A 22,859-nucleotide genomic window follows, 5' to 3' on the forward strand; every position below is an offset into this window, starting at 1 on the left:
CATACTATTGGCGAGTGCAGCGGCAGTAGCGGGTTTTTTAGGAGCGGCAAACGCCCTGATTACAGCTATCTGAGCAGATGCCCCGATGCTGTGTAGCTAATATATTGAACAGGATGCGGTATCCAACCTTGTTAGGAGTGGAAGAAGAGTTGACGCTTATCCAGATTGTGGCGTTTTCTCGGTCAGTCATTTGTGTGCACTTTAAGCGTGAATAGGCGCTGATATCATTGGATAATCCGGCTTAACTCCCCCCCTACGGATTTTACAGGCCGGGTGCTGGTGTCCATGTTGTGGGGCATGACTGTTGCAGACCTGACTATCCTAGAGCTCTATTGCGTGATTGCTGCGTCTGGGTTGCTATTTACCTCTATTTGCTGGGCGTTATGGGGTGTGGCAACAGATACCGATAGACAGCTTTCTCCGCTTGGCTGAGGCGCTCTTGGTCTCGCCTCTTTGGGCGGTGTAACAGACCCCTCGCTATACGGAGCCTATATCCTTTATTCCGCGTTTATTGAGGCCCAGTTATGTTCGTCATCAGGGCGCGGATAATCATCTGTTTTACCTTGTCGGGGGCCTTTTGAACCGCTCCTTGAAGATTGGCAGGCACACCCGCCCGCATCAGCATTTCGGCAATGACAGGGCCAACCTTGGTCTCTTTACATGCCGACATATGCCGCAGAGCCGCTGCGCCGCCTTTCCGAGCAATCAGCGCAGCAGCTACGCCACCACCGGCCCCGGTCAGGTCACCTGTAGCGGCAAATCCTGCATCACCACCAGCGCCGCCAACTATGCCCTGCTCAATCAACTGGCGCGCAGTCGTGGAATTTCCTGTAAGCGCCCTTTGTGTGTCTGCAAAGGTGCGTTCGTTAGCAATCTGGTTGCGAACCGTATTTGCTCCCTCAGGCCCCAGAGCGGCTTGCATGGCGTCTTGCTGGCGTCGTGGGCCGCAACCGCGCCGGGTGTGTCTCTGCAGTTCTGTAGGGCGTCGATCTTGCCGCTGGCATAGCCCTGCGCGACTTCGTCGGGGTGGGCTACAGCGGCTTTATCTGCGCCGCGGGCATAATCTACTGATACGTGGGGCTTTGCGCCCTTAGCACCGAGGTTGACGGCATTCATGAGCCGATGCCGGAGTATGAACTACTGGAGTTGCTGTTGTTCAACGCAATCCCAAGGATCGACGTAAAGCCATTAGCAAAGCATCTTCTGGCCGAGTTTGGTGACCTGAATGGGGTCATTGCAGCCTCAAAGCACCGAATTCTCAAGGTAGATGGGGCTAACGACTAGGTTTTCTATCATCTGCGCGTTGTTGAAGCCTTCGGTCATAGAATGCGCAGGCACAGATAATGAGGCGGGATGTTGTGTCGTCATGGGAGGATTTGGTGACCTATTATCGTACCGCAATGGCACACCGCGAAGTTGAACAATACCGGGTTGGGGAGCTTTTAAAGGGTTGGCGACGAGACTAACGGCAGTTGTGCGGACAAAGCAGACATCATAGGGCATGTCGTTTTACAGGATGGACCCGCTACTTCTGAATAAATGAGTCACCTAGCCACTCGACGGACGCTTGTTGGTGAGTTTTCCTCAAAGTTCACCATTAATCACCCCAGATGGGATTAATCATCTGGGCGTAATTCGTTGCCAAGAGTGCCGCGTCGGACCTGTCCATCTTTACGGTCTGTAGTTCGGTCATGTTGATGACCTCCTCTCCGGAAAAGAGTTTCATGACGTCCACGGAAAATGTCAGCGGTCTGTTTTCATCCCGATCAACGGAAGTTGACGCCACAAAGTCGAGATCCCGGCGATTTTCGTTAAAGCCGACATGGTAGACCAATGGCATTACAGCCCCGTCCATTTGGATAGCCCCCTCGACCAGAACAAATTTGTAGCCGATGTTCCAGTTCCAAGCCATGCGGTTATTGGGATCAAGGTCGCCACGTACTTCGATAGACCCGTTTGCGGCTTCATCAATCCCAATGGACATCGAGATCCTTGATATCTGTCGCAAAGGCACTTTCGGTAGTACCACATTGAATTGCGGCGTGCTGCGGTCAAACCTTAACAAATGGTAGCTGTTTTCTACGACATGTACCTTGTCACCGTCAGCCAGTTTGATGTTGGAGATGTAGACACGGAAATCACGAAGGCGGAACATCTCTGTTCCGCCGGGATTGGTGTAAGCGAAGGTATCGAATTCAATCGGCTCGCCATTTGCTTCGGCTACAAAAATCAGTTTCAGCGGCCTGGGTTTCGTTCGAAAATCAAAGGCAAAAACTATTATGGCTGCTAGGACCAAAGTGGAAACGGCGACGATGCTGAGTCTGTTTAGGCGTTTCATTGTGTCTCTTCCTCAAATGGGCTTGAAAACTTTGGCTCCGTCAGAAATGCCTCATCCGTCAAAGTGTGGAGAAACGCGATAATTGCATCGACTTCTTTGGGCGCGAGGCCGAGGCCGTGTGCAGCAATGGGATCTACGACGGTATTATCCGCTTCAAGGATCAAAGGGCTAAGTGTATCGCTAAACTGAATGCCGGAATTGTAATGCGTGAGCACTTCGCTAAGGGTCGCGAACCGGCCATCGTGCATGTAAGGCCCTGTAACCGCTATGTTTCGAAGTGTCGGCGTCTTGAACTTTCCCCGGTCCAAGATGTCACCGGTCACCGCCTCAAGTCCGCGGCCCAGGTTCTGTTCTGCATCAAGGCCGTTGTTGATAAAGCCATCCCAGCCATCCGAAAATCCAGCTGTCACGAACTGACTGTGACAGTCGATGCAGTTTCCGCCACGCAAAGAGACCTTAACGTCTGGATGCGCCATGAACAGTTTGCGCCCGTGCTCTTCTTGCGGCGAAAGACGCAGTTCGCCACGCAAATATCGATCGTATTTGGAATTCGCGGAAATCAACATTCGCATAAAGGTTGCCAGCGCGCGGGCGACGTTCTCTTCCGACACCTCGCCGTAGGCTTTCCAGAACATCTCGGGATATTCAGGCGCGCTTTTTAGCTCGCGGACAAGTTCGTCCAGCGGTTGCTGCATTTCATCCGGATTTATCAATGGCTGCAGTGCTTGGTGTTCCAGCGTCGGACTTCGACCGTCCCAGAAAAACCGGCGCGGTCCCCAAAGAAGATTGGCAAGGCTCATGCTGTTGAAGGCAAGCTCCTTTCCGCCATGCCCCAAGGCGACTGGTTGGCCATCCGTAAAGGCGCGCTCCTGTTGATGGCATGTTGCACAAGACATGCTGTTGTCGCCGGATAACATGGGATCATAAAACAACCGCCTGCCAAGCTGAAAAGCTTCTTCTGTCAGAGGGTTATCTTCCGGGATCGAAAAACGGCCAAACACAAATGGTGCTTTGAAATCTGCGATGGCTGTCGGCACAGGAGGAGATCGTGAGATCCAAAACGCAGACAGTAATGCAATAAAGATCGCCAGGCAAAGCCCGGCGATCCCGAGTTTCATTTTGATGTTTTGGCGCTTTTCAGTGGTGGTGAACGAACCCTGCGCCAAAAAGCCCTTCGACATTGTCGACACCTTTTTTGTAGCGCTCACGGAAATTCACCGTGGCTAGCCGTTCGCCGGTGGCAAGGTCGTGGACGGTTATCGTGTGTGCGTTGAGTCCGGCGATAAAGTCCACATCTGTCGGGTCGTTTGCTTTCGCGTCGCCAAGATTGAGAAGATTGTTCTGGATGGCGATCACCTCACGTCCTGACTTAGTGGTGAAAAAGATCATGTGGTGCGCACCTGCATCGGCGACGATGTCTGGTCCTGACGAAACCAGCTTGGGCAGCTTTGAAAGATCATATCGTTTCACCACGCCCGGAAGCGCGTGACTGATAAACAACTCAGTGTCGTTGCCGTAGAATTCGAGTGGCACCGCAGTTCCGTTTTGGACACCGCTGTAGACCACTTCAGCTGGCCCGAAAGTTTTAGCTTCGGCGTCATACGGAATTGACCATGTTTCAAAGCCGAACATGGTATTTACAAGCACTGCCGGTTCGATGTCTTCGTGGATCGACGGTCGCGCAAACAACACTTCGACGGGCGAAGACGGGAAACCGACTGGCATCTCACCTTGCACCTCAATCGTCTGGACCGGTTCGAGCGTGTTGAGGTCGATGATCGTTACCGTATTGCCAACACCGGTGGCGAGATCTGGGTGGACAGTGGAAGTTACAACCATCCTGTCGTCAAAGGCCGAGATGCCATGTGGATACAGGATGTAAGGCGCGTTTTCCCCAACTTCACTTTTCCGCGCCTCTATCACCTTGATGACCTCATTGGTCTGCGCGTCGAACACGCCAACCGTACCGCCATCGGCTTGGCCAAGGCCGCCCATGAAAGTGACAAACATGTACTCAGTTCCGTTTGACCGGGTCCACATGATGTCTTCGCCCACCATCTGGCCGGCAGTGTCGAGGCACTGAATGCCGGTCACTTCGGGCGCGCCGGTTGAGTCACGCGCCAATCCGATCTCCGCAAGACTACATTTGGGATCTAGGCCAGTGGAATAAAGCCGTCCGTTAGGGCTGTAGTAAAGATGGTGAAGCGGATGCTCGAGTTCCGGCTGCTCTACTTCACTGATAATTTTGCCAAAATCTTCGGACTCTGGATCCAACTCGACTATAGCCACGCTGTGGCTTGCGCTGAGCGTCGGTAGTGAGCGCAACAACACCATTGCGCGACTTTCTTCACGGACCTGAGCCTGAGAACTCGCCGTCAACACACCAACAATAAGCGCAGTGTTGCTTGCTGTCAGGGCGGCGAATTTCAACGAAAAATCAAACATAATTCCCCCCTCTGCAAAACATAAGCAGTACGAGCATCATTGCAGATCAGACGGTTCCCGTCGAGAATATCGTATTTGAGCGAGACGCGAGCATGTGCTGGCCATAAAATTGAGGGCAGAGTTCCCAGCGATTCCCACCGCCCAAATTTCCATTTTTTTGAATAGTCCTTAAAATCATTGGAACCTGATGCCGAAGTTGCGCAACAGGTGTTTGCAACGAAATAGCTACTACCACTTTGGGCTCAGAGCCGACATCCGACTAAACCGGAGTGATGACTTAGAATTCGTCAGCTTCTGACAGTTGGCCTGCCAACCCCCCATTTATAGTGGGCTGAATATGGCGGGCCACATGTGGTATACTGCGCTGGCCTCCCAAATTGGGAGTAGGGGAAGAACCCACCGTCTCACAAATGATTGAGAGTGAAGGTGGTGAGGGGCTGGATGAGGGGGTCTTAGCCAGCCCCTCTCTTTTGAGGGGGTATACGGAGTGGTAGTGTTGTTCCGTTGAATTCAATCTACCCTGTTAGTGCCTTGTCCGAAATTGGGGGATTCCCGTAGACCCCTTATTTTCTTATCCCAGACACAATTCAAACACGCTGTACCGATACCAAGCAGGAGCGGCGTGCCTTGATGAAGATTGGCGATTTCTATGAGGGGGTACGCGTTCGGCGCGCCGTACCTTTTGAAACGAAGATAAAACTGTTTGTGCAAACCAGCCATCGACACGAATTTAGTCAAAAAAGCTGGTCCGAAACGTGCAATCTAGCTTAGCCTTACAGGTACGGATATCTGACAACGCATACCATGCCAATTTCGAGGAAGCGGCCCAATGTTTAACAGAACTCTCTGCATGGGGATCACCTTTGCCTTGTTCGCTACGACCGGTCTAAAGCCAACAACCGCGAATGCCAGTGATGCTGGAGACGTTATCGCAGGTGTCGCACTCGGGGTTTTAGGGGCATCCATTGCGCGGCATCACCACCATCATGGGTCGCATTATCAGAAGCACCCAAGTCTTTCTCCAGAGGAAAACGCAATCGGGCTTTGTATGCACCGAACGCATGCCGCAATGACTAATCAGGGCTACTACGCCGTGGATTTCCAACGCACACTCTCGTACACGACAAATGCAGACGGGATTGATTTAATTGATTTGGAAGTCGCGAGATCCAGCGATAGTACCGATGCCCGCTCCTACATAAAAGCTCACTGCGCAATTCAAAACGATGCCGTGGTCAATTTCAGGTACTCAAATTACTGAGTAAAGTTACGGGCAAACATAAGATGCTACGCCTGTTGTTATCCATGGCACTCCTGCTCCCCTCGGCTCTCATGGCCGACAAATTGGCTACAAACGAGCTGAATGCGTTTCGCGGCGGTCAAGGTGTTCCAGCACTAAGTTACAACCCAAAGTTGGAGCAAGCCGCCAAGTCGCATGCCGATGACATGGTGAAGAGGGGGTTCTTTTCGCATACCGGCTCTAACGGGTCAGACGTGGGCGAACGGGTGCGCAAAACAGGCTACAACTGGTGTTTCGTGGCTGAAAACATTGCCAAGGGACAAAACGGTTTGGACGCTGTGATGGCAGCATGGTCGAAATCACCGGGACATCGAGCAAACCTGCTTTCTCGCAAAGCCAAGGAGTTCGCGCTTTATGAAGCGGCGGATCGTACTTGGGTTATGGTTTTAGCCGCACCCTGCAGGTAGATTTGCGCCATTCTCGACGCCGCAAAACGCCACCAGCTTCAATCCTCTGATGACTTCCAATGAAACGCAATAACTTTGGTATCATCCGACAATCCATTTTCATGCCGAACCTCTTCGACATGGGCATCCAGTTGCTCTTCCGTCTATCCCGGCTCCACCCTGGTGTAGTGTACCTTCGGTTCTGCTAAGATGATGAGAGAAAACCGTTGCGACGGTGTTTATGTTTACTGCTAGGCTCTGCGACATTGACTAGCTCTGGACCATCGAAGTGGGACTTTTGCGCCGCCACTACCATTCTTTGGAATCAATAGATCGACGTTGATTGCGACAAACCAATCCGTTGGAAAAATCGCACAGGAGTGACGATTTTTATTGCGATTTGTAGCGATCAAACTTCAAAGCTCACGCCGACTGTAAACGATGCGTTCTCCCATTTGATCGTACTTGCCAAGCAACGCTGCGATATGATGAACTTCATGTAGTTCGAGTGACCAAAACGCGCGTTGAAATACCGTTTCTTACTTTGTGAAGGTGCAACTCAGTTGATCTACCGTTAGCCAAGATGGCAAGGGTGCTGCATTCAACTGCTGTCCGAAAGCCGCCAGACTTCCTGTTCACCAAATCCTCGGATTGTTCTGACCCCAATATTTTCAAGATCGAATTGGTCCTTCAGGACATGTGCGACTTCGCCCTGAACACTGATTTCCATCGGCTCGGAGAATTCCTGCAACCGTGAAGCGAGGTTCACGGCAGGTCCAAATATGTCGTAAACATACTTCTGAATTCCGACGACCGAGCCCACAACCGAACCCGAAGACAGACCAACCCGGCAATGCCATTGATGCGGATGGCTCAGATTGCGCCGGTTCAGATAGCGCACAAATCGGATGGCTGTGTTGGCGATAGCCTTGGCGTGATCCGGTGTCGGATCAGGCAATCCCGCCACAGTGATATACGCGTCTCCGATCGTTTTGATGCGCTCGCAACCGAATTGCTCACCGATACGATCAAACGCGCTATATATGTCGTTCAGTTCAGTGACGGTCACGCTGGGGTCCTGCGAGGCGACCATTTCCGTGAAGCCCACAAAATCCAGCATCAGAACAGAGACAGGATTGTACAGCTGTGGCGTCACCACACCAAAGGTTTTGTATTCTTCATAGACCGAACGAGGCATGATGTTGAGAAGCAGTTTCTCCACCTGCTCTTTTTCGCGTTTGATCTCTCTTGTATTGCGCTCGACCATCATCGAATAGGAATCGATCATGGATTCCAACTCCTTGATCCGCGTGATGTTCTGACAGACCAGAACCAGGACGTCGTCTTTGGTGGAAGTGAAATCGAGTGCGATGATCAGCGTCCTGCGTTTCTTTTTGAACCTGATTTCCGATGCGTATCGCCCGTTATCCGCAAGGGCAGTCTGCATGGCATCGGCATCCAGATCAGGAAAAAGTTCCTGCAACTGATTTGGCTCAGCTTCGTTGCTGAACCAGTCGTCAAACGTGTCATTGCGAAAACTGAAACGCAATGATTTACGATCCAGTAGCGCGACCCCGACGCCGATTGCGCGCAGGAGCTGTTCATTAATGGCTTCTATCTTCATGGGTCACCCGACAATCAATGGGCGGCGTTTGGCGAACTCTGCGACAACTGCCTCGACATCCTCGTCGGCCACACCGTGATCAATCAAGGTCGCACGCAGCACCACTTCAAGCTCATCAAAATGAGCGTCGTTGATATCGAGATGTGAGTGCAGCTGTTTCAGCTGTTTGTCCGTATAAGACGCTGGTCCGCCAAGCAGGGAAGCAATGAATTTAGTCTGGTGATCAACCATCCGGGACATATCGACCTCGTCGAAGAATGGCCCGATGTCATCGTTATCAAGAAGGGTATCGTAGAAAGAGAGGACGATCTTGCTAACCTGCGAAAATCCCCCGTACTTCTCATAGAGCGTGCGTTCAGCCATACCAAAACCCTTTCAAAATAGTACGAATAGGGAAGCGCTCCCATTGTCAAAGACTACAAATTCTACACAGTTCAATTCAAGTCTGCTGCCGTCGCTGCATTCTGACGCCATTCGGAGCTTTGCCGAAGGGCGTCATGGTTCTAAAAACTATGTCAGCGGCGTTCGACGATAATCTCGGCATACTCGGAAGAAATGCACAGTGAATCGTTGGTCGAGATGTCGAACCTTTTGATCAGCGCCATCATGTCATTGCGCAATGATGTCTGACCTTCGGCATCCAACGCTTCGAATGCTTTTTGCATCGGGCCGTAGAACGTGCGGAAATATTCCATGAAATGCTCGGCTGACCGGTAGCGGAACATGAAGTTCTTGCGCCGAAACGATTTTACCGCGCACCGAGTGCCGAAATTCTGATCGATCCAATCCCGGCTTCCCCACATCGCCGGAGAGTTCACGCCCGCAGGCGGCGGCACATGCTTGCCAATCGTTTTAAACAGTTGCCCGATAAAGCTTTCTGGGGTCCAATTGGCCATGCCGATTTTTCCACCCGCCTTAACGACCCGCTGAAGTTCGGCAGCGGATTGTTTTTGATTAGGTGTAAACATTACCCCGAATGTGGACACTACCGCGTCGAATGACTGATCATCAAAGGGCAGGTTCTCGGCGTCTGCGACCTTGTAGTTTACGAACAGACCCTCGGCTTGGGCACGCTTGCCGCTGGCTTCCAGCAGGCTTTCGACATAATCGGTTGAGGTTACGTCGCAAAAGCGTCTGGCAAAGGCCAGTGTTGCGTTGCCGTTTCCCGCTGCCACATCAAGGATCGTTGAGTCGGCGCGCATGTCCATAGCTTCGGCAAGCTCTTCACCGGTTATCTGCAGCGTGACCCCGACCTTGCTGTAATCTCCGGCACCCCACGCTGCGTTCTGTTTGGCTTTGATTGCCGTGTAATCCGCTGTGGGTTCGATGGTTGATTGAATACCCATGATTGATGTCCTCCGGGTGTTGTGCTGACCCTAGATCAGCGGTTTCAAAATAGCCGCATCTTCTGAATGCGTTTGAGTTATGCAGCTTCGAGATCAGGCCAGCTGAAATCGGCGATCGGCCGCTCGGCATTGGCAACATGCTCGAAGATTCTTGAATTGACCCATTCCGGCTGGAAGATTGGCGCCATGTGTCCAAGCTCGGGCAACAATGCGATACGTGCATTGGGCAACGTCTTGGCGATGGCCACGGCGACATTCTGAGCGATCTCAGGGGATTCCAGACCGGTCATCACCAGGGCTGGCATCTCGAGATTGGCCAGATCCTTTAACGTCCAGCTCTCGGCAAACCCGTTGGCAAAATCCGTCATGACTGACGAAATCTGGCCCGCAAATTTCTTTTTGGCCTTGTCGGGCAGGTTGTCCCAAAAACCGTCTCCGTTCCAGAAATCAAGGAAATGCTGCATTCCTGCGGCCGCATCACCCTCGGCAGCAGCGCCAGATACCAACCCAGACAAAAGCTTGATCTGTTGGAACAAGCGACGTCCTTTGTTGTTCCCATGAGCCAGAAAGTGAAACGCAGCCGGTTCATAGACAGTCAGGCTTTTGACCAGATCAGGGCGCATCAGGGCGATTTTGATTGCGATGCCGCCACCGTTCGAGTGACCGACCAAATGAACCGCGCTGCCCAGCTTTTCGATTTCTCTGATTACGGAGGCCGCCGAAATTGCCGCCCCCTTTTGGCTGTGATCGCTCGCCAAAGGTGCACGACCATAGCCGGGCAGATCAAAGGCATGAACATCAAAGCGACCGTCAAGATCGGCTTCCAGTTGGCTCCACTGAGCGCTGCTGGATGCGGAGGAATGCAATGCGACAATCGGTGCATTGCTTGCTTCGGTAGACCTAAATGAAATTGTCATCGTACTTACTCACTTGCGTTTGAGATGAGCAATAACTGACGGTTCATTGTTTCATTGAAATTTCCGAAATAAGCGCAAAGTGTTTCAGTTGTTGCTCTGTGAAGCAGGTCACACAACGCGCTATCTGTCTCTGAAACATGGGAAATTACGGCCGGAATTTGCGCCACCCCGACCGGTTTGAAACAATTGAAACATTAGATGCTGATTTTGAAATGGCGCTGAAACAATGATACCGTAGAAAAATAGGATGACGATGGACATGGCGAACGATTTTCAGGAAATCGAGAAGGCAAGGGACCTTCTGCGCGATGCAATCGAGTCTCTTAAGGAAGGGTTCGCCCTTTATGATGACGACCGTCGCCTGCTCATGTTCAACCAGCGCTATGCCGAGATGAACAAGGGTGTCGCGGACCTGTTAAAGCCCGGACTAGACTGGGAAATCCTGATGCGCGAAACAGCGCGGCGCGGGATTTATGCTGACGCCATCGGCAATGAAGAACAGTGGGTCTCGGACCGATTGGCCAACGGGATCGAGTTCATTCAGGATTATGAACTGGCCGAAACGGACGGTCGAACTTATCTGGTGTCGGTCCATCCCACCAATCTTGGCGGCTTTGTTGTTACGCGCGAGGATATTACAGATCGCAAGCAGGCCGAGGCTGAAGAACGCGACGGAGACCTTCTGATCAGGAAGGTGCTGGATGCCAGTTCTGCAGTCGTGACGATGGCGCGCATTGGCGATGGCCAGATCCTTTATCGCACACCCGCCGCCCTTCAGATGTTTGGCGCCTCCAAGTTCGCGCGGGAGCATTACGCCAAGCCTGAGGAGCGCGCGGATTTTGTGACCTTGCTGTTGGCGGATGGTCATGTCGAAAACTTCAAGCTCGATTTGTGCAATGCCAATGGAAAGATTTTTCCGGCCTCAATTTCTTCGCAGCTGATCGATTACAAAGGCGAAGAAGTAATCGTTACCAGTATTATTGATCTTACGGTTCAGCTGGAAGCCGATGCTTTGATCAGGCAGGTGATGGAAGCGTATCCCGCCGCGATCAACATGACGCATGCAGAGACAGGTGAGGTCCTGTTTGCAACGCCGGAAATAAAGGCTCTGTTTGGTCCTGCCCGCAGTTCCAAATCTTACTATGCTGATCCGACAGAACGTCAGCGATACCTGAAAGACCTTCGCGAAGCGGGATCTCTCAAAGATCGGCGGATGGAGTTTGTTGATGCAAATGGAAGAAAGTTTTGGGCTGCAGATTCTTCCCGCCTGATCGAATTCAACGGCGAAGAAGTCATCGTCTCGAACACACGAGATCTGACAGATGAACTGGCGATTGAAGAAGAGCTCGCAAAGCAACGCGAGATGCTTTTCCAGAATGAGAAGATGTCAGCGCTTGGCGAACTTCTTGCTGGCGTGGCCCATGAGCTAAACAATCCGCTTTCCGTGGTTGTTGGGCATTCTCTCATGCTCAAGGACGAAATTACCGACCCCGATCTGACCGCCAGAATCGAGAAGATCAGCAATGCGGCCGAGCGCTGCGCGAAAATCGTTAAAACATTCCTGGCAATGGCGCGCCAGCAACCCAGCAATATCGAGGATGTCGATGTTGCCGGGCTGATCGCGACTGCGGCGGATGTCGTTGGGTATGGTACGCCATCAGATGGAATCCGCGTTGTGCAGAAAATTCCTGCTGATTTGCCACCGGTTGCCGCGGATGCCGATCAGATCACCCAAGTTATCATCAATCTGATCATTAATGCGGAACAGGCCATGAGGTCATCTGAGCGCGGTGACCTGATCGAGCTTTCAGCGCGGCCGAGGTTTGATTCAGGCATGGTCGAGTTGACGGTAAAGGACAATGGCCCGGGAATCCCCAAGGCCATTCGCGCCCGAATCTTTGAACCGTTCTTCACCACCAAGGAAGTTGGAGAAGGCACCGGTATTGGTCTCGCGTTTTGCCACAGGATCATACTGTCTCATGGCGGTCAGATTCGGCTTGATCAGAGCGACAGTACTGGCACCTGTATGCGGATCTTGCTGCCTATCGGGGCACAGAGCGAGTTTATGGAAGATGAGCCGAAAGATTCAATTTCTTCTTCACTGTCTTTGAAGGCATTGGTGGTGGATGATGAAGTTGAAGTTGGTGAGCTGCACGCAGAGATTCTGAGAAAAGAAGGTTTTGACGTCGATTTCGTCTCATCCGGTGAGGAAGCATTGCGCAATCTTCGCTCAGAAAACTATGACGTATTCCTGAGTGACTTGAATATGCCGGGTGTTGATGGACGAAAGATCTATCAGGCTCTGGTTGCCGAATTTCCGCACATGCTGAACAGAACGGCCTATGTGACCGGGGATACGATGGGGCAGGCTTCGCAAGCATTGCTTGGTGAATCCGGCTTGCCTCATCTCGAGAAACCCGTTTCGCCTTTGGAACTCAGAACCCTCGTGGGCAATTTGCTTGCCGAAGGGAAGGAAGCAACCGATGGATGAAAAGAGAACGCATATCCTGGTGTGCGATGACGAAGTCGATGTGCGTGAAATGCTTCAGGAATATCTGGGCAAGCGTGGATATGAGGTTTCGGCAGCATCCGGCGGAGATGAGCTGAGGCAGATACTGTCTGCGAACGGGGTCGACGTCATTGTCATGGATATCAACATGCCAAAGGAAGATGGCCTTTCAATACTTCGATCCTTGCGCCCTGAGAACACAACACCGGTTATCATGTTGACTGCAGCAGGCGACGTTATCGATCGCATCGTCGGATTGGAGATGGGGGCAGATGATTATCTGGGCAAACCTGTTGACCTTCGGGAACTTGAAGCTCGGATCAAGGCGATACTCCGGCGCGAAGCAATACATGAAACGGCGACCAAGGAAGCCCCCGACATCAACGGAGCACCATTTGGCGATTTTACATTGGATAAAGACGCGGCCAAACTTCTGGCCGCTGATGGTTCCGAAGTTCAGCTGACCGCTATGGAATACAACCTGATCAAGGTATTCGCCGAAAACAAGGGACGCGTTCTGAACCGCGACCAGCTGCTTGAACAGGCCCATGATCGATCCTGGGATCCATTTGATCGCAGTATCGATATCAGGATTTCCCGTCTTCGCCGAAAACTTGAATCCAACCCGGAAAAGCCCGAGATCATCAGAACTGTGCGAGGCATCGGATATTTGTATGACCCAAAGTGAAGGCACGTTTTTAACGAGCTGATTGCTAGCTTTAACGGGGATAATCGCCAAAGAAACGAATTGGCTGCGTGCAGAACCCTTCCGTAATCGTTACGAAGTTTGCCCGAGAGCCTTTCTGTGGTCCATCGTAGCGATACGTCAGTCTGAAGAAGGACACGCACTAGTAAGTCGACCACTCTGGGGCAATCGATATGCTATCAATCTCCGAACTACCCGAGATAGACTTTTCATCGGAAGCGTATCAGAAGCGACCGTTTCAAACCCTTGCTGAGCATGCACGGAAATGGCGCATCGCCCGTAGTAAACGCGGCGTGGAAATTTTGGACTATGACATTTGCAGGAACATGATCCTGGATCGTCGATTTGGCACAGGACATCCAAAGTTGATGCATCTGTTGGGCCTGCCGGAAGGACGTGCGCTAAATTACAAACGTGAGTCTATATCCTTTTACAACCGCGGTGATAAACGGCGCAAATTACGACAGCCGATAGCGCGCCTGATGAGCCCGCACGCCTCTGAGGCGTTCCGGCAAGACATTAAGGATGTTGTCGCTGACATCATTTCTGACATCCCGACGCATACCAGAGTCGACCTGATCGAAGCACTTTGTGATCCCACGCCGTCGCGGGTCTATTGTTATTGGGTCGGTGCGGACAAAGGCGACGCGTCCTATATCGCCAGGACGTCGCACACGGTTCAGCAAGTTCATACGCGAGATCCGGAAAAGACGCCGGAAATTGTCGAGGCGTTTGAAAGCCTGCTTGATTATGCGGACGCACGGATTGCTGCCGCGCGCGAAGCCCCTTCTGACAATCTGATTTCGGATTTGGTCCGGGCAGCGAACAATGATGAGTTTACGGATGACGATCTTCGGAATTGGGTTATCAAACTGGCAGAGGCGAATACCGACAACTCCTCTCATCAAATCGCAAGCACCATTATCGAACTGGCCTCACGCCCCGCTATCTGGCAAAGGCTGCGCGAAGATCCTGACGCAATTCCGATTGCCGTGAACGAAGTTATGCGTATCCACCCACGATCAATCTCAACCTCTCGCGAAGCACTGGAGGACGTAGAAATCGGTGGCGTGCATATCGCCAAGGGCACACCGGTCTTTGCAAATATCGGGGCAGCCCATTGGGATGAGCGCTATTACCCGGAGCCTGAAAAATTTTCTCTCGAACGTGCTGGGCAGCCAGCTCATCTGAATTTCGGGGGTGGTGTATTCTCTTGCCTGGGGCGTTACGCGATCACAATCGAGGTTGAAGAAGTTGTCCGATATATGACCCAAACCTTTCCGCGCATTCGGTTGGATAAGGCAGAATTCAGTCATTCACCGATGTTCACAAATGTGACCGATCTACATGCGACACTTGCTCCTCTGAGCTGATCAATACGTGTTTCGGTGAATTGAGAAATTTACACCCAAGGTTGTTGTCAGCCGATACCACATCCGCCAAGGTGCACATTCTACTCATCAAATGCAGGGGCACCCATGTTGCAACTTTCTGAGCGAAAAGAATTTGCGGTTATGACTTGCCAGGAAGCGGGAAAAGTCGCGGCCGAGTATTTTGCAAATCGGGATGCGCTGCTGGTCGACCAAAAGGGCGCTCAGGATTGGGTGAGTGAGGCAGATCGGAACGTTGAAACCTTTATTCGCGACAAGATCAGGGATGCTTGGCCCGAAGATGGAGTCTTTGGTGAGGAGCATGGTGCAAGCAAAGGGACAAGCGGGTTTGATTGGGTGATCGACCCAATCGATGGGACAACCAATTTTGTTAACGGGATTCCAGCCTGGACCATCGTTCTGGCCGGTGTGTCAAATGCGCAGACCCAGATTGGCGTCATCCATGATCCAAATGTCGACGAAAGCTATGTCGCCGTCCGGGGTGGAGGCGCAACGCTGAATAACGCCCCGATGCGGGTCGCTTCAGGCGTCGCGCTGGAGGAAGGAACCGTAGCTGTCGGATATTCAAACCGCATCGAAGCCCGCCACGTTGTTCCGATTATCGCAGATCTGATCGAACATGGAGCGATGTTTCACCGAAACGCCAGCGGTGCTCTGTCATTGGCCTATGTGGCTGCGGGTCGGCTGCTGGGCTATGTCGAAGAGCATATGAATGCATGGGACTGCTTGGCCGGTCAGTTGATGATCGCAGAAGCTGGCGGCAGGATTGAGGATCAGGATGCCGATGCCATGATCCGCAATGGCGGCCGGGTGATCGCAGGTACACCGGATGTGTTCGACACTTTGCGCGAGATAGCCGAGCGTGCATGGAAGACCTGAGCGACTAGTCGAGCGAGCACCACCCGCTCAACGGTTCAAGCGTCTTTAGATCGGCCTGCCAATAGTGGCCTTGCGCGGGTTGATCGTATCTCCGGTCAATGGGACGGCCCGATAAGATGCACCATAGCAGAGTGCCGACAGCCCCGTGCGTAACAATGGCAAGGTCGTTGCCATCGTGTTTTTCAACAATCGAAATCGTTGCCCGATGAATGCGTTGTTGAGCCTCTATTGCCGTTTCCCAACCGTGAAAACTGGTAGCCGGGTGGTCAAAGAAAGCATCAGCAGCGGCTTCAAAAGCATCGCGCGGCAGAAAACCGGTGGTGCTGCGGTCATTTTCGCCAAGATCCGCATTTAGATTTACCGGCAGGTCTCGGGGCGTCGCTAGAAACTCAGCCGTATCGCGGGCCTTTTGCTCGGTGCTGGTCCAGATTTGAGAGACCTCCGAGAAGATCTCGGCGTTCGCAAACGCGGAAGCGCGGCGACGACCTGTTTCACTAAGCCCCCAATCCGTTACAGGAATGTTGGGGTCGATTACGACCTCGGGATGCGTGATGATCAGAAGCTTGGGCATTTATTCGGGCAAAAGCACGGGTCCTTTCTCGGCAAAACCCATCCGAATTTCTGCACCGGGTTCAAGCGGTGCATCCACATCGTCGTGCACCGCGAAGACCTGACCGAACGCTCCGGTCAGAGTGTACTCCATGCGAACTCCAACATAGGTTGCCTTGGCGACGGTGGCGGCGATGCCCTGCTCGGCGCCGATCACCAGACGCGAGGGTCGGATGGCGACAGTTGCGGGCCCCTGAGGCATATCGCGAGATGACAGCGTGTGGCGGTAGCCCTCGATCTCGATCGTTGCCATATCTCCTTCGACAGAGATGATCTGACAAGCCAGCAAGTTGGCTTCGCCAATAAAATCCGCAACGAAGCGATCATTGGGTGCATCGTAGAGCTGGCGTGGCGTACCGATCTGCGCGATGGCGGCATTCCGCATCACGACAATTTCGTCTGATACCGCCAAGGCCTCTTCCTGATCATGTGTCACATAGACGACCGTCAGGCCAAGATCCTGTTGGATGGCCCTGATATCCTCGCGCACCTGGCGGCGCAGTTTCGCGTCGAGATTAGACAGAGGTTCGTCAAATAGCAGCACCTGTGGCTCCAATACCAAAGCCCGCGCAACGGCGACGCGCTGCTGCTGTCCGCCAGACAACTCTGATGGCAAACGGCCATCAAAACCTTTCAGGCCAACCAGCTCCAAACCGTCCAGAGCGCGGCTGCGGGCCTCGTCTTTGGCAAAGCCCGAGAACGTGAGGCCATACATAACATTCTCAAGCACACTCATATGGGGAAACAGAGCGTATGACTGGAACACCATCGACACGTCCCGATCCGTCGCGGGCAGCTTGGTTACGTCGCGATCCCCGATGGTGATCTTGCCCGAGGTTGCCATCTCAAGCCCTGCGATCATCCTCAGCGTCGTTGTCTTGCCACAGCCTGAAGGGCCCAGCAGCGTAACCAGCTTTCCAGCTTCGACATGCAAGTTGATATTGTCGACGGCAACGACATCCTTGCCGAACATCTTTGTCACGGACTCGAACCGAACCGGCGCGGCTTTGGACTGCAGGCTCATGTCAAACTCTCCTAAACATTGGTCCGCGACTGCGTCATTCGTCGCCCGATCTTGGTCCGGCCCACGATCAACTGCATCAAGGCAACCACTGACAGCATTACAAAGATCAGTGTGGTGGAATAGGCAATGGCGAGACCATAGTCGTTATTTTCGACCCGCCCGATGATGTAGCTTGTCGCCATGTCATATTCCGCGCTGACCAGAAAGATTACAGCGGATATCGCCGTCATGGCCCGCACGAAACTGTAGACCAGTGCTGCAAGGATCGCCGGTCGAAGTAGTGGCAGGATGATCCGGCGGAAAGTCTGCCAGGAATTTGCGCCAAGGGTCAGCGAGGACTCGTCCAGACTGCGATCCAATTGCGACATGCTGGCGATACCGGCTCGGACACCGACCGGCATGTTGCGGAATATGAAGCTGACAACAAGGATAACACCCGTGCCCGTGATCTCGATCGGTGGTACGTTGAAGGCCAGAATGTAGCTGACGCCAATCACGGTGCCGGGGATGGCAAAGGATAGCATGGTGCCGAACTCAAAGGCGTCTTTACCCGCGAAACTCTGTCGGGTCAGAAGATAAGCTGTCACCAGGCCCACAGCAGCGGTTAACGGCGCAGCGATTGCGGCGATCGTTATGGTGGTCCAGAAACTATCCCACGCAGCGCCAGTCCAGCGAATGCCTTCAGCCTCAAATCGAACCGAGAAGGCAGTGACGTAGTGTTTGAACGTCAGGGAATTATTGACCCCCCACAATTCAACCACGCTGCCGTATACGATCATGGCATAAACGACGATGGTGAATACCGCCCAGCCAAGGGCGACTGTCAGCACCGGGATGGAAAGGCCGGTTGGCATCAATGGATGTACGCCAGCGTCCCCTTTGCCAGTGACAGTGGTGTAGCTCTTTTTACCCAGCCAAGCCCGCTGCGCGTAAAATGCAGAAAGCGTAAAGAACAACAACACCATAGCCAGAACCGCAGCGCGGCCCTGATCGTATTGCGCACCAACAATTGCAAAGAAGATCTCGGTCGACAGCACATCAAAATTGCCACCCAGCACAAGTGGGTTGCCAAAATCAGCCATGCTTTCGATGAAGCCGAGAAGGAAGGCATTGGCAAGGCCCGGGCGCATCAGCGGCAGGGAAACAGTTTTGAATGTCTGCCATCTGTTCGCACGCAATGTCTGGGCCGCTTCTTCCATCGAAGGAGACACCCCTTCAACGACGCCAATGAGCACAAGGAAGGCGATGGGTGTAAATGCCAAAGTCTGTGCAATCAGAACACCTGGCATGCCATACAGCCAGCGCGTGGGTTGTGTGCCGAATAGCTCTGCAAAGAACTGCGTGACCGAGCCCGAAAGGCCAAACAGCAGGATCAGCGCTAGTCCGATCACAAAGGGTGGCGTGATGATCGGCAGAACCGTGAGAGCGCGCAATGCGCGCTTGTAGCGAAAGCCCGAGCGGGTCACGACAAGCGCAAAGCACAGGCCAAGTGCCGTGGTGATGAAACCAACCAAAATGGCGAGGAATAGTGAGTTCCAGGCCGCCCCACATCGCGCACCCCAGAAACATCCCAGCCCCCAAAGCCGGTCGTCAAAGAACTTCGAGAAAAAAACCGCGATGGAGTACGCGCCATCCTCCGTCACAAAGGCCGCGAACAACATCTTGGCGATGGGAAAGAATACAAACGCGGTGACGATGGTGATCACACCACCGATGGCGCTGACCACGAAGACGTCTCCGTTAATCGCCCCACGTGCGGCGACACCCTGGGTTAGAAGGAACAGAAAACTCGACGCGCAGATCATCGCGCCATAGCCCATGCCGAATTGCCGATCCCCGAGTTCTCCGAACACAGACTCCAGCCAATCGAAATTGTAGCCTCGGATTCCGATGCTAAAGCCTTGTGCGATCAGCCAGCCGAAGCCCAGCGCCCCTGACAGGATCAGAATGCGCGCATAGAGCGGATCTGATTTGGCGCGTCTTAGTACCGAAAGCGGCAACAGTAGAGCGATAAGAAGCGGCGCAAGCCACAGCTTTTCACCTTGCCCGATCAGAAAGGCTGCTGGAGCATAATCTTCGTCGAAAGGGTAGCCGTCCAGAAGCCACTCGAACGACCACAGGCCACCGTCAACCATGTACCACGGCAGCAGGCAGAATCCGACCCACCCGGCGATGACCCAGAAGATCAGAACCGGATGGGTCGTTTTTGTCGTGTCGTCAGTCATTTACTGCGGCAGTACCGAAACCTCTTCGTCCCATTTCTGCAGCAAGCGCTTGCGCTCATCCGACGAGCCGTATTTCTTGAAATCATAGTCGATCAGTTTGATCTGGCTCATGTCCGGAGCGCTTTCGGACGTCTCTGCGCCTTTGTTTGACGGCACCTGAAATGCGTTGACCTGAAGGGCAAGGTTCTGTGCTTCGGGCGACAATGCCCAGTCATAGAACTTCTTGGCCTCTTCTTCGTTGCGAGCTCCGTCGATGATCGACATCGAACCGATCTCGTAGCCAGTTCCCTCGCACGGCGCGACGACCTTGATCGGGAAACCCGACACGGCCTGCTTTACCGCGTCATGCATAAAGACAATACCGATGGTATTTTCGCCGCGTCCCGCAGCCTTGATCGGGGCCGAGCCCGATTTGGTGTATTGGTTGATATTGGAATGCAGGCCTTTCATGAAGTCAAAGCCTTCGTCCTCGCCAAAAATCTGTACCATTGAGGCAAGTGTCGTGTAGGCCGTACCTGACGAATTTGGGTTCGCCATCTGAACATGGCCCTTGTATTCGGGCTTTAGAAGGTCCTTCCAGCACGCCGGTTCGGGCAGGTTGTTTGCGGCGACAAGATCGGCATTGTAGCCGTAACCAAGTGCTCCGGAATAGATACCGATGGTTCTGTTGCCGGCACTTTCAGCCTGAGAAATCGCCCAGTCATGAAGCTGATCGCGCATGGGCGAGACGTATTCCATTGTAAGGCCCTCTTCTGCGGCCTGAAGATGCGGATCACCGGTGCCACCCCACCAGACGTCACCCTTAGGGTTGGAGCTTTCTGCACGAATCTGAGCAAATGTCTCACCCGAGGACTTGCGGGTCATGTTGACGTCAATGCCAGTAGCGTCCTCGAAGCTGCGCGCCATCAGCTGACACCAATCCTCCTGAGCAGAGCAATAAAGAGTCAGCTTGTCTGCTTGGGCTGCTGACATTGAAGCTGCAAGGGCGATTAGCGAGCCCAATGCGGTAGACGTAAATCTCTTCATTATTTTCTCTCCCTGTTTGGTTCATTGCGTCCGGTTTTCCCGGTGTATTATGTGCTTTTTCCTTCAGACTTTCGTTATTCCTCGAACGTGGCCATCGCGCATTCTGTATGTCCGTTCAATTACCGTTCTCCGCGATGCCAACCAGCCTATCCATGCATTGATCCGGGACTTCGAAAGAGGCAATGTTTTCCGAAGTCTCACAACAATATGAGGGTTTTGCAACAGAAATAGTTGCAAAACGCCCGAAACACCACAAAAGTGAATATGAAGCCGAGTCGGGTTGCCGGATGTCCAAAACAGAAACACGCGGGATGAGGTCTGAAAAAAGTCAGGCTCGGGTTAAAAAATCCGATCGCCGTCGAGAGATTCTGCTTGAATTGAAGTTGCGCCCGCATGTCCGGATCAGTGAGCTGGCGCAGCGGTTCAATGTGTCGGCAGAAACCGTGCGCCGGGATTTCGATGCCTTGTCAGAAGACGGGCTGATCGCACGCGCACACGGCGGGGCATCTGCGCCCACACAGGGACGATACCCAAGTCTCGATGAACGGACCAATGCGCGTACGGAGGAGCGTGAACGAATTGGAAGATGTGCGGCCGCGTTGATTCAAGATGGCGATACGGTGATGATTGATTCCGGTTCGACCACGGTTGAGATGGCGCGCGCGCTTTCTTTTCAGGGAACTGAGTGCACGGTAATAACAAACTCGATCCCCGTTGCGATGACACTTGGCCATTCGCCCACCCAGGTTCTTTTGTGCCCAGGCGAGTATCTTGCCGAGGAATCGGCCATTATCGGCACTGATACGCTCGAATACCTGTCCCGTTTCAATGTCGATCAATGCATGATCGGGGCATCCGGAATTTCGGCCGAAGGCCCGTCTGAGACCGTGCAGGGGTTTGCTGCGGTCAAACAAAAGATGTTGGCGCGATCAGCAAAACGGCATTTGCTGATTGATTCAGAAAAATTCGGGCGCAAAGGCCTGTCGCAGGTAGGTGATCTTGATGGGCTGGATTCCATCATCACCGACACAAAGCCGAAAGGTGATTTGCTGGGCTCTATCAATGCAGCCGGCGTTGCCATTCTTATCGGAGAATCCATTTCAAAGAACGACTAACTGTGGACAGTGACGGCCACGCATAACTGGGAGGAATAATATGAATATTGACGTCAAATTACTGATCGGAGCATCAGCATTTGCACTTTTGTCGTTGGGCGGGGCTGCGTCGGCTCAGGATTGTCCGCGCGGTGATCTGGATGAACGGTTCTGCGATGCCGACGGTGACCTGATCGCGGACATTCCCACCGATCCTTCCGAACAGATAGACCCGGATACACTGATTTTCGCATTTACTCCAGTCGAGGATCCCGCCGTATATAAAAGCGCTTGGTCCGACTTTCTTGATCATTTGAAAGCGGAAACTGGCAAGGACGTCGTGTTCTTTCCTGTTCAGAACAACGCCGCTCAAATCGAAGCAATGCGTTCGGGACGTCTGCATATTGCTGGCTTCAACACCGGTTCCAACCCGCTGGCAGTGAACTGCGCCGGGTTCCGTCCGTTCACGATCATGGCTTCGAAAGACGGTAGTTTTGGCTATGAAATGGAGATTATCACCTATCCGGGATCGGGCATCGAAAAGGTTGAAGACATCAAGGGCAAGCAACTGGCCTTTACATCACCCACGTCGAATTCGGGATTCAAAGCGCCTTCGGCGATCCTGAAAAGCGACTTTGATCTTCTGCCTGAACGTGATTTCGAACCTGTCTACTCCGGAAAACACGACAACTCGATCCTGGGTGTTGCCAACAAAGATTATATGGCAGCTTCGATTGCGAACTCGGTGAAACTGCGGATGATTTCGCGAGATGTGATCAACGAAGATGACGTTGTTACAATCTACAAATCTCAAACCTTCCCGACTACTGGATATGGTACAGTTTATAATCTGAAACCTGAGCTTCAGGAGAAGATTCGCAATGCCTTCTTTAGTTTCGATTGGGACGGTACTTCACTTGAAGCTGAGTTCTCAAAATCGGACGAAGGCCAGTTCCTTGAGATGACCTACCAGGAATTCTGGGACGTGATCCGCAAGATTGATGCGGCAAACGGCGTTTCCTACGCCTGCCAATAATCCG

The 22,859-nt window shown here is 52.9% G+C and carries 21 protein-coding genes; 9 read left to right on the plus strand and 12 right to left on the minus strand.

Features of this window, described 5'->3' with window-relative positions; genetic code table 11:
- Positions 1–508 precede the first annotated feature (508 nt).
- Positions 509–922 carry a hypothetical protein gene (locus G7G_RS0103135; protein WP_010438250.1) on the minus strand — a complete coding sequence of 138 codons (414 nt, stop codon included), beginning with the start codon at positions 920–922 and terminating at the stop codon, positions 509–511.
- A gap of 200 nt (positions 923–1,122) precedes the next feature.
- Between G7G_RS0103135 and G7G_RS24630 the strand changes: the two genes are divergently transcribed.
- Positions 1,123–1,284 (plus strand): hypothetical protein, encoded by a 162-nt coding sequence (locus G7G_RS24630; protein ID WP_010438253.1) that lies wholly within the window; start codon positions 1,123–1,125, stop codon positions 1,282–1,284.
- A gap of 313 nt (positions 1,285–1,597) precedes the next feature.
- Here the strand turns inward: G7G_RS24630 and G7G_RS0103145 are convergent, their stop codons facing one another.
- The 3 genes from G7G_RS0103145 to G7G_RS0103155 are packed head-to-tail and all read right to left on the minus strand — an operon-like array spanning position 1,598 to position 4,783.
- Positions 1,598–2,338, minus strand: coding sequence for an MbnP family protein (locus tag G7G_RS0103145; RefSeq protein ID WP_010438257.1), 741 nt, complete (start codon positions 2,336–2,338; stop codon positions 1,598–1,600).
- Positions 2,335–3,519 (minus strand): cytochrome-c peroxidase, encoded by a 1,185-nt coding sequence (locus G7G_RS0103150; protein ID WP_010438260.1) that lies wholly within the window; start codon positions 3,517–3,519, stop codon positions 2,335–2,337. Before G7G_RS0103150 ends, G7G_RS0103145 begins: the two co-directional genes overlap by 4 nt.
- Complete coding sequence (locus G7G_RS0103155) at positions 3,476–4,783, minus strand: hypothetical protein (protein WP_010438263.1); 1,308 nt, start codon at positions 4,781–4,783, stop codon at positions 3,476–3,478. Before G7G_RS0103155 ends, G7G_RS0103150 begins: the two co-directional genes overlap by 44 nt.
- Positions 4,784–5,612: 829 nt before the next feature.
- Between G7G_RS0103155 and G7G_RS0103160 the strand changes: the two genes are divergently transcribed.
- Positions 5,613–6,044 (plus strand): hypothetical protein, encoded by a 432-nt coding sequence (locus tag G7G_RS0103160; protein ID WP_010438266.1) that lies wholly within the window; start codon positions 5,613–5,615, stop codon positions 6,042–6,044.
- A gap of 71 nt (positions 6,045–6,115) precedes the next feature.
- A complete protein-coding gene (locus G7G_RS0103165) occupies positions 6,116–6,490 on the plus strand; it encodes a CAP domain-containing protein (RefSeq protein ID WP_238528758.1) in 375 nt (124 codons plus the stop codon).
- Between the two features lie 580 nt (positions 6,491–7,070).
- On the opposite strand, the gene G7G_RS0103175 is transcribed toward G7G_RS0103165, so the two are convergent.
- The 4 genes from G7G_RS0103175 to G7G_RS0103190 all read right to left on the minus strand — a co-directional run bounded on the left by G7G_RS0103175 (position 7,071) and on the right by G7G_RS0103190 (position 10,356).
- The gene (locus G7G_RS0103175) at positions 7,071–8,093 is read right to left on the minus strand and encodes an adenylate/guanylate cyclase domain-containing protein (RefSeq protein WP_010438270.1); all 1,023 of its coding nucleotides are present in this window, start codon (positions 8,091–8,093) and stop codon (positions 7,071–7,073) included.
- A 3-nt stretch (positions 8,094–8,096) separates the two neighbouring features.
- Positions 8,097–8,456, minus strand: coding sequence for a group I truncated hemoglobin (locus tag G7G_RS0103180; RefSeq protein ID WP_010438274.1), 360 nt, complete (start codon positions 8,454–8,456; stop codon positions 8,097–8,099).
- Between the two features lie 152 nt (positions 8,457–8,608).
- The gene (locus G7G_RS0103185; protein WP_010438278.1) at positions 8,609–9,439 is read right to left on the minus strand and encodes a class I SAM-dependent methyltransferase; all 831 of its coding nucleotides are present in this window, start codon (positions 9,437–9,439) and stop codon (positions 8,609–8,611) included.
- A gap of 77 nt (positions 9,440–9,516) precedes the next feature.
- Positions 9,517–10,356 (minus strand): alpha/beta fold hydrolase, encoded by an 840-nt coding sequence (locus G7G_RS0103190; protein ID WP_010438279.1) that lies wholly within the window; start codon positions 10,354–10,356, stop codon positions 9,517–9,519.
- 259 nt (positions 10,357–10,615) lie between these two features.
- Between G7G_RS0103190 and G7G_RS0103200 the strand changes: the two genes are divergently transcribed.
- The 4 genes from G7G_RS0103200 to G7G_RS0103215 all read left to right on the plus strand — a co-directional run bounded on the left by G7G_RS0103200 (position 10,616) and on the right by G7G_RS0103215 (position 15,841).
- Positions 10,616–12,847, plus strand: a complete 2,232-nt coding sequence (locus G7G_RS0103200; RefSeq protein ID WP_238528759.1) for an ATP-binding protein — start codon at positions 10,616–10,618, stop codon at positions 12,845–12,847.
- Entirely contained in the window at positions 12,840–13,553 is a 714-nt protein-coding gene (locus G7G_RS0103205; protein ID WP_010438283.1) for a response regulator, read from the plus strand. The genes G7G_RS0103200 and G7G_RS0103205 overlap by 8 nt, the downstream gene beginning before the upstream one ends.
- 344 nt (positions 13,554–13,897) lie before the next feature.
- On the plus strand, positions 13,898–14,944 hold the full coding sequence (locus tag G7G_RS0103210) for a cytochrome P450 (RefSeq protein ID WP_158005267.1): 1,047 nt from the start codon (positions 13,898–13,900) through the stop codon (positions 14,942–14,944).
- 105 nt (positions 14,945–15,049) lie between these two features.
- Complete coding sequence (locus tag G7G_RS0103215; RefSeq protein WP_010438286.1) at positions 15,050–15,841, plus strand: inositol monophosphatase family protein; 792 nt, start codon at positions 15,050–15,052, stop codon at positions 15,839–15,841.
- A 4-nt stretch (positions 15,842–15,845) separates the two neighbouring features.
- Here G7G_RS0103215 and G7G_RS0103220 read toward each other — a convergent pair whose 3' ends face one another.
- From G7G_RS0103220 to G7G_RS0103235, 4 genes are read right to left on the minus strand one after another with little or no spacing between them, the layout of a single operon-like run.
- Positions 15,846–16,412 carry a histidine phosphatase family protein gene (locus G7G_RS0103220; RefSeq protein WP_010438289.1) on the minus strand — a complete coding sequence of 189 codons (567 nt, stop codon included), beginning with the start codon at positions 16,410–16,412 and terminating at the stop codon, positions 15,846–15,848.
- Entirely contained in the window at positions 16,413–17,474 is a 1,062-nt protein-coding gene (locus G7G_RS0103225; RefSeq protein WP_010438291.1) for an ABC transporter ATP-binding protein, read from the minus strand. It abuts the gene before it with no gap.
- Between the two features lie 11 nt (positions 17,475–17,485).
- Complete coding sequence (locus G7G_RS0103230; protein WP_010438293.1) at positions 17,486–19,699, minus strand: ABC transporter permease; 2,214 nt, start codon at positions 19,697–19,699, stop codon at positions 17,486–17,488.
- Positions 19,700–20,725, minus strand: coding sequence for an ABC transporter substrate-binding protein (locus G7G_RS0103235; RefSeq protein WP_010438296.1), 1,026 nt, complete (start codon positions 20,723–20,725; stop codon positions 19,700–19,702). It abuts the gene before it with no gap.
- 311 nt (positions 20,726–21,036) lie between these two features.
- Between G7G_RS0103235 and G7G_RS0103240 the strand changes: the two genes are divergently transcribed.
- Both G7G_RS0103240 and phnD read left to right on the plus strand, forming a co-directional pair.
- Complete coding sequence (locus G7G_RS0103240; protein ID WP_037320722.1) at positions 21,037–21,840, plus strand: DeoR/GlpR family DNA-binding transcription regulator; 804 nt, start codon at positions 21,037–21,039, stop codon at positions 21,838–21,840.
- Between the two features lie 40 nt (positions 21,841–21,880).
- The gene (gene phnD, locus G7G_RS0103245) at positions 21,881–22,855 is read left to right on the plus strand and encodes a phosphate/phosphite/phosphonate ABC transporter substrate-binding protein (protein ID WP_010438303.1); all 975 of its coding nucleotides are present in this window, start codon (positions 21,881–21,883) and stop codon (positions 22,853–22,855) included.
- Positions 22,856–22,859: the final 4 nt, after the last annotated feature.

Source organism: Ruegeria conchae, assembly GCF_000192475.1.
In the GTDB taxonomy this organism is placed as follows: Bacteria; Pseudomonadota; Alphaproteobacteria; order Rhodobacterales; family Rhodobacteraceae; genus Ruegeria; species Ruegeria conchae.